The 10,043-nt window shown below is 69.0% G+C and carries 10 protein-coding genes and 2 pseudogenes; 4 read left to right on the forward strand and 8 right to left on the reverse strand.

The window, feature by feature from the left end; translation table 11 throughout:
- Positions 1-91 precede the first annotated feature (91 nt).
- The 5 genes from ACWDA7_RS46125 to ACWDA7_RS46145 form a co-directional block, all read right to left on the reverse strand.
- Entirely contained in the window at positions 92-1,810 is a 1,719-nt protein-coding gene (locus ACWDA7_RS46125) for an FUSC family protein (protein ID WP_450613322.1), read from the reverse strand.
- 238 nt (positions 1,811-2,048) lie between these two features.
- Entirely contained in the window at positions 2,049-2,672 is a 624-nt protein-coding gene (locus ACWDA7_RS46130; RefSeq protein WP_450613324.1) for a LutC/YkgG family protein, read from the reverse strand.
- A complete protein-coding gene (locus ACWDA7_RS46135) occupies positions 2,669-4,108 on the reverse strand; it encodes a LutB/LldF family L-lactate oxidation iron-sulfur protein (RefSeq protein ID WP_450613325.1) in 1,440 nt (479 codons plus the stop codon). The genes ACWDA7_RS46130 and ACWDA7_RS46135 overlap by 4 nt, the downstream gene beginning before the upstream one ends.
- Positions 4,105-4,257: a hypothetical protein gene (locus ACWDA7_RS46140; protein WP_450613327.1), complete on the reverse strand. Its 153-nt coding sequence runs from the start codon at positions 4,255-4,257 to the stop codon at positions 4,105-4,107. The genes ACWDA7_RS46135 and ACWDA7_RS46140 overlap by 4 nt, the downstream gene beginning before the upstream one ends.
- Entirely contained in the window at positions 4,239-4,586 is a 348-nt protein-coding gene (locus tag ACWDA7_RS46145) for a heterodisulfide reductase-related iron-sulfur binding cluster (protein ID WP_450613329.1), read from the reverse strand. Before ACWDA7_RS46145 ends, ACWDA7_RS46140 begins: the two co-directional genes overlap by 19 nt.
- Positions 4,587-4,770: 184 nt before the next feature.
- On the opposite strand from ACWDA7_RS46145, the gene ACWDA7_RS46150 reads away from it, so the two are divergent.
- Together ACWDA7_RS46150 and ACWDA7_RS46155 are read left to right on the forward strand one after the other, a co-directional pair.
- The gene (locus tag ACWDA7_RS46150) at positions 4,771-4,932 is read left to right on the forward strand and encodes a GntR family transcriptional regulator (RefSeq protein ID WP_450613331.1); all 162 of its coding nucleotides are present in this window, start codon (positions 4,771-4,773) and stop codon (positions 4,930-4,932) included.
- Positions 4,933-5,006: 74 nt separating this feature from the next.
- Positions 5,007-5,297, forward strand: a pseudogene (locus tag ACWDA7_RS46155) (FCD domain-containing protein); the annotation flags it as partial.
- A 66-nt stretch (positions 5,298-5,363) separates the two neighbouring features.
- On the opposite strand, the pseudogene ACWDA7_RS46160 reads toward ACWDA7_RS46155, so the two are convergent.
- The 3 genes and pseudogenes from ACWDA7_RS46160 to ACWDA7_RS46170 form a co-directional block, all read right to left on the reverse strand.
- A pseudogene (locus ACWDA7_RS46160) lies at positions 5,364-5,825 on the reverse strand (universal stress protein).
- 506 nt (positions 5,826-6,331) lie between these two features.
- On the reverse strand, positions 6,332-7,270 hold the full coding sequence (locus ACWDA7_RS46165; protein WP_450613333.1) for an SDR family NAD(P)-dependent oxidoreductase: 939 nt from the start codon (positions 7,268-7,270) through the stop codon (positions 6,332-6,334).
- A 24-nt stretch (positions 7,271-7,294) separates the two neighbouring features.
- Entirely contained in the window at positions 7,295-8,272 is a 978-nt protein-coding gene (locus ACWDA7_RS46170; protein WP_450613335.1) for an aldo/keto reductase, read from the reverse strand.
- A gap of 134 nt (positions 8,273-8,406) precedes the next feature.
- Here ACWDA7_RS46170 and ACWDA7_RS46175 point away from each other — a divergent pair, with 134 nt between their 5' ends.
- Positions 8,407-8,970, forward strand: coding sequence for a TetR/AcrR family transcriptional regulator (locus tag ACWDA7_RS46175; RefSeq protein ID WP_450613337.1), 564 nt, complete (start codon positions 8,407-8,409; stop codon positions 8,968-8,970).
- Positions 8,971-9,045: 75 nt separating this feature from the next.
- Positions 9,046-9,714 carry a transposase gene (locus tag ACWDA7_RS46180; RefSeq protein WP_450613339.1) on the forward strand — a complete coding sequence of 223 codons (669 nt, stop codon included), beginning with the start codon at positions 9,046-9,048 and terminating at the stop codon, positions 9,712-9,714.
- The last annotated feature ends 329 nt before the right edge of the window (positions 9,715-10,043 follow it).

Consider the following 10,043-nt stretch of genomic DNA (forward strand, 5'->3'; position numbering starts at 1 on the left):
TCGCAGCACTACACAACCTCAAACTCGACGTCCGGTAACCGCAGCACCCACCCCGGCAAGGCCCACCTCACCCCGCATTACGGGATACCTCTTAGCCGGGTCTGGGCTGGGTGACGTCGCCGTTAGGTGTTGAGAGCCTGTCGGCCAGAGCCTGGGCCGATACGGCGTCGCAGAGTTGCTCGGCGGCCGTGATGGTTTCCTCCCAGTCCGGAAGACGGCGCCTTGGGCGGGTGGGCTCCGTGCTGGCGCGGGCGGCAGCTCTCCGCGCGTCGGCCAGCTGGTGGTAGGCGGTGCGGCGCAAAGCCTGACACTGGGCGGGCGTGACGCTCGGCGCCAGGTCGCGGTATCGGCGGACGGCGAGCAGGGCGGCGTCGGTCTGGGCCTCGGCCCGGCTGTCGTCGGAGTCGGGCCACACCAGGAAGTGCGCCACCAGCACGATGCCCGCGGCCAGGGCGGTGTCCAGGATGCGGGTGCCGTACAGAGACCGGTGGTCTCCGAGCAGGTCGACGAGGACGAAGACGATCGCTGTCAGACCGGTGGTGGCGACGGCGTAGTGATGGCGGACCCCCACCGCCATGAGGGCGCCGAAGACCGCGACCGTCCCGACGAGCGCGTAGGGGGTGTTGCCGGCCAGCACGGCCACTGCACCGATCGCGGCCACGCCCAGGACAGTGCCGATGCAGCGGTGCAGTGCCCGGCGCAGGACGGGGCCGAAGTCGGGCTTGTAGATGAAGGCCACGGTCATGGGCAGCCAGTAGCCACGGGGTCCGTGCAGCAGCAAGGCGCTGATGTAGGCGATGAGTACACAGGCGGTGAGCAGGACGGCGTGTCGCAGATGGACGGCCCGGCCCGGCTGTGGGCGTTCCGGCATCGACAGGGCCACCTCCGCGTCGGCTTCCGCGTCGGCCCGTTCGTACAGTTCGACGAGTGCTCGTAGGGCGGGGGAGCTTTCGTCCAGGTCGGGTACCACGGTCTGGGCCGAAATGAAGCCCTCCCGGGCGGCGGCGCTCTTCCTTGGGGGAAGCAGGCGCCGGGCCATTTCCTCGGGGAGGTCGGTCAGGGCGTGTGGGAGTGCTCGCGCCTCCCACACGAGCGCCGACACCACCTCGCCGAGGCGCACGGCCAGGCGCAGCGCGCGGAGCAGTCGGCGGGTGTCGAGGTCCTGCGGCTGCTGCCGGGATGCTGCCGCCAAGTGGTGGGCCATGACCTCGTGCGCGTCGTCGAGTGCCAGTGTCATCGACAGCCGTGCGGCCTCGGCGCGCGAGGTGCCGGCCGCCGCCAGCGCCTCGGCGGCCGTGTGGTAGGCGGCGTGTACGGTGTCGCGCTCGATGTGATGGCGCCGCCACAGCCACGGGGTCGTGGACAGCACCGTGACGAGGACCACTCCGGACAGCAGCGCGAGGGGCGGCTGCCACCAGGGGCCGGGCAGGGGGATTCCGCTGCCGACGGTGGCGCCCAGTAGCAACTGCATGCCCGCCACCGAGCGGATGGGGCCGCGCAGACTGATCAGCCCGGCCACCAGGGCGGTAGCGACCAGGCAGCCCGCCACTGCTGCCGTGTGTCCGCTGCGCAGCGCAAGCTCTCCGAGGAGCAGGCCGAGCGCACTGGCGCCCCCCACGGCCAGCAGTCGGTGTATGCGCAGCCGGTAGGGCGACGAGCCGTCCTGGCCCACACCCCACAGGGCGCCGATCCCGGCGAGCACGGCCAGAACCACGTGCCCTGTCCACAGCCCGAGTAGCAGGGGCAGAGCCAGAGCGACGGCACCGCGCAGGACGGCGGCGAGAGGAAATCCCGCGTGCGCCGAACTCACGGTTCGGCGCAGCCAGGCGGTCGCAGCCGTCTGCGGGCGGTGCCACGGTGAGGATCTTGCTGGAGGGGCCAAGGGAGTGTGCGCTCTTTCGGGATAGCAGCGCGAAGGGCGCGAGCACGTGCCGAATCAGCAGCGGTTCGCTGCGCCAAGGTGACAAGTCGTCGCTCAGCGTCCTATGTGGAAGAGGTTGAGTGGGGGCGAGGTCAAGTAACCATGCAAGCTAAGTGTGCATCGGTCATCAGTGCACGAGGAGGACGGTCAGTTTGCGGGGGCCGTGGACGCCCTGGACGCGGATCATTTCGATGTCCGCGGTGGCGGAGGGGCCGCTGATCCAGGTGATCGGGCGGCGAGCGTCGAGCCGGGTGATCACTTCGGGCATGGAGGAGCCGACCTGCTCCTCGCGCACGATGCAGACGTGGACATCCGGCACCAGCGTGAGGGCGCGCCGGCCCTGGCCGGGGCCTGCGTCCAGGACGACGGTTCCGGAGTCGGCGATGGCGGCGGCGCAGGTGGTCACGACCGCGTCGGTGGCGTCGAGATCCGCCTTCGACAGCTCGGGCGCGTCGCGGCGGCTCTGGCCGGACCACTGGGACAGCCAGGCTGCGGGGAGGCCGTCGGGGAAGACTGCGGAGCACGCCGCCCGCTCGTCGAGGGCCTCCGCCACCGCGGCGGGCAGGGCGGCTTGCGGCACGCGGCGCACCGTCGCCCCGTATTCCTGGAGGCGTTCGATGAACAACTCGATGGTGGCCGCATGGTTGCCGGGGGCGGTGCGCAGGTAGGTGCGGGGCACGTCGACCGGGTCGGCGGGCAGGTCGGCGACGGCCGCGCGGATGCGGCTGAGTATGGCGTCGCGCGCGCTCACTTGGTGCCTCCGTCGGTGCGCTTCCACCAGGTGCGGAAGGAGTGCGTGGGGATGTCAGGGATGCGCCGGCTGTCGGTCCAGCCGTGCAGGGGACCGGGCAGGCCCATGCTCTTGGGCACGAGCATGCCGGCTTTGCCGGCCGATTTGACAGCCGCGTTCCACAGCGCGCGGTGGTCCATGACGCTTTCCATCGCCTTCAGTGCCGCCTTCTCGGCGGGGTGCTTGACCTTGGCGTCGCCTTCGGCGACGTCCGAGCGGAGCTTGAGCAGGACGTCGGTGAAGCGGATGCGGACGGGGCAGACGTCGTTGCAGGCGCCGCACAGTGTGGAGGCGTACGGCAGTGAGGCGGTCTGGGGGTCGTCGGGCCCCTTGAGCAGGGGGTTGAGGATCGCGCCGATGGGCCCGGGGTAGACCGAGCCGTAGGCGTGGCCGCCGGTGCGTTCGTAGACGGGGCAGACGTTCATGCAGGCGCCGCAGCGGATGCAGCGCAGTGCCTGCCGTCCGACCGGGTCGGCCAGCGCGCGGGTGCGGCCGTTGTCGACCAGGACCAGGTGGAAGGTGCGCGGCCCGTCGCTGTCCGTGACTCCGGTCCAGCTGCTGGTGTAGGGAGCCATCCGCTCACCGGTGGCGTTGCGGGCCAGCAGCTGCAGGAAGACTTCCAGGTCGCGCCAGGTCGGGACGATCTTCTCGATGCCGACCACCGAGATGAGGGTGTCGGGGAGGGTCAGGCACATGCGCCCGTTGCCCTCGGACTCCACGATCACCAGGGTGCCGGTCTCGGCGACCATGAAGTTGGCGCCGGATACGGCGACCTTAGCCTTGAGGAACTTCTCCCGCATGTGTAGGCGTGCGGCCTCGGCCAGCTCCTCGGGGTCGTCGGTGAGGTTCTCCGGAGCGGGGCGGCCGTGCTTGCCCATCTCGCGCAGGAAGATGTCGCGGATCTCCGTGCGGTTGCGGTGCAGCGCGGGGACCACGACATGCGAGGGCAGGTCGTCTCCGAGCTGCACGATGGCGGCGGCGAGGTCGGTTTCGCGGGCGCTGATGCCCGCTGCTTCCAGGGCGCCGTCGAGGCCGATCTCCTCGGTCAGCATGGACTTCACCTTGATGATCTCCGTCTCGCCGGTCTGCTTGACCAGGTCGGTGACGATGCGGTTGGCGTCCTCGGCGTTCTCGGCCCAGTGGACGATGCCGCCTGCCTCGGTGACCTTCGCCTCGAGTTGTTCCAGGTAGGTGTCGAGGTGCTGGAGGGCCTCGTCCTTCAGTGCGGCCGCGCTGTCGCGCAGGTCCTGCCAGTCGGGACGCTCCGCGGCGAGGGTGCCACGCTTGGCCCGGATCGTGTGGGTGGCACGGCGCACGTTCGCGCGCAGCTTCTCGTCGCGCGTGGCGGTCTCGGCCGCCGTGGGGAACTTCGGCCAGTCCAGGAAGACCTTGCTCATCGCACGGCCTCCATCCCGGCCACCGGCACGCTGTCCAGAGGCCCGTCCTCCTCGGTCCTGGCCAGGATCTCCACCAGGTGCATGGGGCGCACCGCGTGGCCGTCCTTGGCGAGGCGGCCGCCGATGTTCATCAGGCAGGAGTTGTCCACACCCGCGGCGCGATCGCACGGACATCCCGCGCCAGCTTGTCGTCCCCGATGGCCTCTGCCGAGACCTCGTAAGCCTCCGAAGGCATGCCCCCGCACGACCCGGAGGGCACGATGATCCGGTCGTACGCGTCGAAGACCTCGACGAAGTGGCGGGCCAGCTTCGCGGTCTCGGCCCGGTAGCCGGTGTTGTAGTGCATCTGGCCGCAACAGCTCTGCGCTGCGGGGAACTCGACCTCGATCCCGAGCCGCCGCAGCAGCTTGACCGTGGCCCGTCCCGTTCCAGGAAACAGAGTGTCGTTGAGACAAGTGACGAACAGCGCGGTGCGCATCGTGTCACCCCTTCCCGTTCGAACAGGTATCGGCCCGCTTCCAGCCTGATCGAGGCGGGGAGGGGTTGCCATCCCACCGGGGGGAACCACCGGACTACGTGCATGCGAGGTTAAATGCCATCTTGTATGCAATAAGGGCGCGCGATGTTTGTCAGCTTCCATCCATGACTCCCACAATGGCCTCATGACCAGCCAGCCGAAGGCCGCCGACCGTGCCCACGCACACGTCCGGAACAAACTCTTCGACGGCGAGTACACGAGCGGGCACCTGCTCTCCAAGGGCACGGTCGCAACAGCCCTCGGGATCTCCCGCACCCCGGTCCGGGAAGCTTCCAGCGGCTTCTGACCGAAGGCTTCCTGCCCGTCTATCCCAAACGCGGCGCGGTGGTCGTCCTCGTCGGACCCGACGACGCGCACGGTGTGCTGCAGGCACGCCTCCTCCTGGAACTGTTTGCCTTGGACTTACTGGCCGCACGCGGACCGGAGACGATGCGAGAGGCAGGTTCGGCGCTGCTCCGAGACTGCCAAGAAGAGCGGAAGCATGCCACCTCGGCTCGCGCGCGGGAGTTCGGCGGCGAATTCCACACTCGGCTCATGCACGCCGCCGGAAACACCGTCCTGGCCGAGCTGTACGAGTCGCTCTGGAACCAGCAACTCCGCGTCGCCGCCGCTGCCACAGCCGGTCCTGACTATGCAGCTACGGACATGGCAGAACACGCCGCAATCGCCTCGGCACTCCACGATCAACGCCCGGCCGAAGCCCGGAAGCTGGACCGCCTATGGTACGACCGTCACCGGCCAGCGCCCCGCCTTCACCAGCCGGATCGCGACCGACCCGATGATGCGGTGGCCGGCCTGCTCGGAGGCGCCCACCACGACCGCGTCCGCTTTCAGCTCGTCGGCCGCCTGGACCAGACCGTTGTAGGGGTCACCGCGGAAGGTGTGGAACTCCCAGCGAATCTTGAATGTCCCCTTGACGTGCTCAGCGGCCTCGCGGATGAACTTGACCAAGTCCTCCGCTATCTCGTTGGTCGTCTCGGCCACCGGCACCCCGAGCGCCACCCTCCCCGCCATCACGGGCTGCACGTACACGATCGCGAGCAGCGCGCCCTGCCGTCGGGCGAGACCGCCGGCATACTACCCCGCCCGAAGCGAGGAATCGGAGCCGTCGACCCCGACGACGATGACCTTGGGCCCGTCCGTTCCCCGCTCGAACTGATGCGCGTGCTGTTCCGTCACGGCTGTGAGGCTACCGGAATCCGCAGGTCCGGGGCCCGTGCGCAACAGGCCCGGCAACCTGGCGCAGATCATTCCTAGGCCCATGAGGGCCGTCGGCGCCACCCCGCAGGTGATCGTGCCATCCGGGAGGATCGGCGCGTTTGGCGGCCGACGAGGTCCCGTTCGTCGGCATGGATCGAGCGGGACCTCGTGGCTTCCCAGGTGGGGTTCAGCTCGCTATGCGGTCTGCCGCGTGGGCGTCGTCGTCCTTGGTCTGGGCGCGGCCGTCTCCCGATGGGCCCTCAGCGCCACCGGACTTGGGCCGCAGTGAAGCGGGCGACGAGACCTCGCGCCGCCAGCTTGGCAAGCTACGTTGCCCCAGCGCCCTTGGATGGTCTGAGGGCTCGCTGGCTTTCACCGTGATTCCCCGCCGTTCCCCGCTCGAAGTGGCGCGGATGTAGTGCGGGTTGGGAAGGCGATGGCCCTCAGAGATCCGGGCGCTGCAAGCAATCGTTGACCGAGTAGCCTCAGCTGCTGACGGCGTGCGCAGAGATGTCCCAGAGGCGCTGTGCCGCCTCGGGGTTGAGGGCGTAGTCGGCGACGCCGACAGGTTCCGGGCTGCCGTCGTGGGGCAGTGCCTGGTTGCAGTCCTCGAAGTAGCGCCCGCCGATCGCGTCGAGCAGGGGTGATGTGGCCACGAAAACAGACGTCGCGGCTCCTTGCTCCGGGGTCTTGTATTCAGCCGTCGGGTCCGTGCGAAGGCTCTCGCGCAGATCGTCGGGCAGGTGGCGGGTCAGGTTGGTCCAGATCCCGCCGGGGTGCAGTGCGTTCGCGGTGATGCCGTCGTCGGCCCAGCGCCGGGTGGCCTCGACGGCGAAGAGGACATTGGCGGTCTTGGACTGCCCGTAGGCAAGCCACGGGTCATATTCGCGCTCGACGAAGTTGATGTCGTCGAACACGACGGGCGAACGCAGGTGGCCGCGTGAGCTGACGGAGACGATCCGGGCGCCGTTCGCGGCCGCCAGGGCGTGGTGGAGGAGGTTGGCGAGGGCGAAGTGGCCGAGGTGGTTGGTGGCGAACTGAGCCTCCCAGCCGGATTCGGTGCGCGTCGGCGGGGTCGCCATGATGCCGGCGTTGTTGATCAGGGCGTGCACGGGCGTCTTGCCCCACTCGGTTGCGAAGCGTCGCACCGAGGAAAGGTTTGCGAGATCGAGTTGCGCGACCGTGACTCGCGGGGAGTCCAGGCCGGTGTTGATGTCGTCGGCCACGCTGCGGCCGGCCTCCGGGTTGCGGACAGCGATCACGACGGCGGCGCCGGCCGTGGCTAGTGCGCGTGCGGTCTCGATCCCGATGCCGGAGGATCCGCCGGTGACGATCATCTGCTTGCCGTGCAGGTCGATCCCGTCGACGACCTCGGCTGCGGTGGAGGTTGTGTTGAACGAACTGGAGATGCGGTCGTGCGTCATGTCTTTTCCTGTCGATTCGAGGGATCAGAAGCCGGCGGGGGGCTGTGGCGCGTAGGGGGCCTCGAGGCGGCCCACCTCGTCATCGGACAGGCGCACCTCGAGCGAGGCGATCGCGTCCTGGAGGTGATGCGGCTTGGTGACGCCGACGATCGGCGCCGAGACCACGGGGTTGTGTGAGACCCACGCCAACGCCACCTGGGCTCGGGAGACGCCGTGCTCGGCGGCGATGGCGGCGACTTCCTGGACGATCGCCTTCTCGCTCTCTTCCTGCCGGTAGAGGGTCTTGCCGAAGGCGTCGACGCTCGAGCGGCTCGTGGTCTCGTCCCAGTCGCGGGTGAGCTTGCCACGCGCCAGCGGGCTCCACGGAATGACGCCGATCTTCTCGTCGGCGCACAACGGCAGCATCTCCCGCTCTTCCTCGCGGTTGAGCAGGCTGTAGTGGTCCTGCATCGACACAAATCGGGTCCAGCCGTGCATCCGCTGCAGGTGCAAGGCCTTGGCGAACTGCCAGGCGTGCATCGAGGACGCGCCGAGGTAGCGAACCTTGCCCGACTTGACGACGTCGTGCAGCGCCTCCAGGGTCTCCTCGAGGGGAGTCGTCTCGTCGAAGCGGTGAATCTGCCACAGGTCGATGTAGTCGGTACCGAGGCGAGCGAGGCTCGCGTCGACCTCGGTCATGATCGCCTTGCGCGAGAGGCCGCCGGAGTTCGGGTGGCCGGGCCGCATCGGGTGGTAGAGCTTTGTGGCGATCACTACGTCCTCGCGGGCGGCGAAGTCGCGCAGCGCCCGGCCGAGGATCTCCTCGCTGGAGCCGTCCGAGTAGCCATTGGCGGTGTCGAAGAAGGTGATGCCGGACTCCACCGCCGCCTTGATGAGCGGCCGGCTGTCCTCCTCGGACAGTGTCCAGGCGGGGTAGCCGCGGCTGGGCTCTCCGAAGCTCATCGCACCCACGCAGATCGGTGAGATGTCGAGTCCGGTGTTGCCCAGCTTGATGTAGTCCATGGCGTGTCCAGCCTTTCGGGATGATTGAGGCGCACGGAGTACACCTCCGGATAGACTGAAATCGGGGAGTTCTCCGGTTATCCGGACTTTAAGCGGAGAGCTCCCCGGTTTGCAAACGACAAGGAGAACGACCCGTGGCCGATCGCCCGCTTCGCGCTGACGCGCAACGCAACCGCCAGCGGATCCTCGAAGTGGCGCTCCGCGCCTTCTCCGAAGGCGGGGCCGACGTGCCACTCGACGCCATCGCACGGGAGGCCGGTGTCGGCAGCGGCACCCTGTACCGGCACTTCCCCACGCGCGAGGCGCTCGTGGAGGCCGTGTATCACAACGAGCTCACCCGGCTGTGCGAGTCGGCCGGCGAGCTCCTCGCCACGGCCGCCCCACCCGAGGCATTGCGGACCTGGATGGGGGGCTTCCTCCACTATGCGAGGACGAAATTGGGCCTCGCCGACGCCCTGGGCGCGCTCATCGCCGGCGGCGCCAATCCGTACGAGCACAGCAGGGCCAGGATCCTCGCCGCCCTCACCGAACTCCTCGAGGCCGCCATCGCCGAAGGGAGCGTCCGGGATGACCTCGCACCCTTCGACGTCCTCACAAGTCTCAGCGGCATCGCACTCGCATCGACCGATCCCGATCAGCACGAGCGCCTGCTCGACCTGCTGATGGACGGGCTCCAGTGCAGTCCTGCGAAGCTCTGACCAGCCTCGATTCGATTCGTCAGCCGGGCCTACGAAGCCGGGCCGACCGGGTTCGGTCTGGCCCGGGCGCTTTCGGTGGCGGGGATACGCTGCGAGGTACTCGCGCCCTCGAGGCTGCAGCGTCCGGCCGGTGAGCGGGTGAAAACCGACGCGCGTGACGCTCTGCACCTGGCGAAGCTGCCGCGCCTGGACGAGTTCACCGCGGTGCGGTCGCCGCCGGCGGCCGAAGAAGCCGCCCGGGATCTGGTGCGAGCGCGCGAGGATGTGCGCGGGGATCTGATGCGTGCCCGCCATCGGGTGAGCAAACTGCTGCTGCGCCAAGGGCTCGTATGGAGCGGCGGGGTCACGTGGAGGCCGGCGCACCACGCGTGGCTGGGCGCGCAACGCTTCGAGGACGTGGTGCTGCAGGCCGCCTACGACAGCGCGTACGAGGCGGTGGTCTGGGCCGAGGGACGCCGGGCCCGACTCGATAAGGCGATCGCCGCGATGGCCACCGACTCACCGTGGTCTGCGGTGGTCGCCCGGCTCGGGTGCCTGCGCGGAATCGATACTCTCACCGCCTTCGCCCTGGCCGTGGAAATCGGCGACTGGGAGCGGTTTACCGGAGCGAGCATCGGCGCCTACCTCGAGCTGGTACCGAGTGAGTCCTCCAGCGGCCGGTCCCGTTCGCAGGGACCAATCACCAAGACCGGCAACTCCCTGACCCGAGGAAGCGCTCCCGCCGAACAGCCCGTCCTGCGGTAACCAACCCGCGTATATCAGCATGGACCACGCGTCGAGACCGACACGCGCGCCACCAGGCACCGACCGGCCCCATGCACACAAGCGGCGCCCGAGGCCCGTATCCCGGGCGCCGCTGAAGGCTGCCCCTTGACAGATCGGCCCCACATATCAGTGCTGTGAGCGCATACGTTTCGCCGGGTTGGCGGCGCGGCGGGTTGCAGGGAAGCCGTCTCTGTAAGATCGCGGGCCTAGGGTCAATGCCGCTGTTTTAAGCCGTGGCCTTGGGTTTTCGCTTGGTCGGGGCGGTCTTGGACGCGGGAACGATGGTGACCGCATCGGACGGTGGGGCA

The sequence above is a fragment of the Streptomyces sp. NPDC001156 genome, from assembly GCF_053598275.1.

Bases quoted from the DNA above. Each gene is read 5' to 3' on its own strand.
- ACWDA7_RS46135 (WP_450613325.1), bottom strand. From the start codon at position 4,108: ATGAGCAAGGTCTTCCTGGACTGGCCGAAGTTCCCCACGGCGGCCGAG.
- ACWDA7_RS46145 (WP_450613329.1), bottom strand. From the start codon at position 4,586: ATGCGCACCGCGCTGTTCGTCACTTGTCTCAACGACACTCTGTTTCCT.
- ACWDA7_RS46150 (WP_450613331.1), top strand. From the start codon at position 4,771: ATGACCAGCCAGCCGAAGGCCGCCGACCGTGCCCACGCACACGTCCGG.
- ACWDA7_RS46165 (WP_450613333.1), bottom strand. From the start codon at position 7,270: ATGACGCACGACCGCATCTCCAGTTCGTTCAACACAACCTCCACCGCA.
- ACWDA7_RS46170 (WP_450613335.1), bottom strand. From the start codon at position 8,272: ATGGACTACATCAAGCTGGGCAACACCGGACTCGACATCTCACCGATC.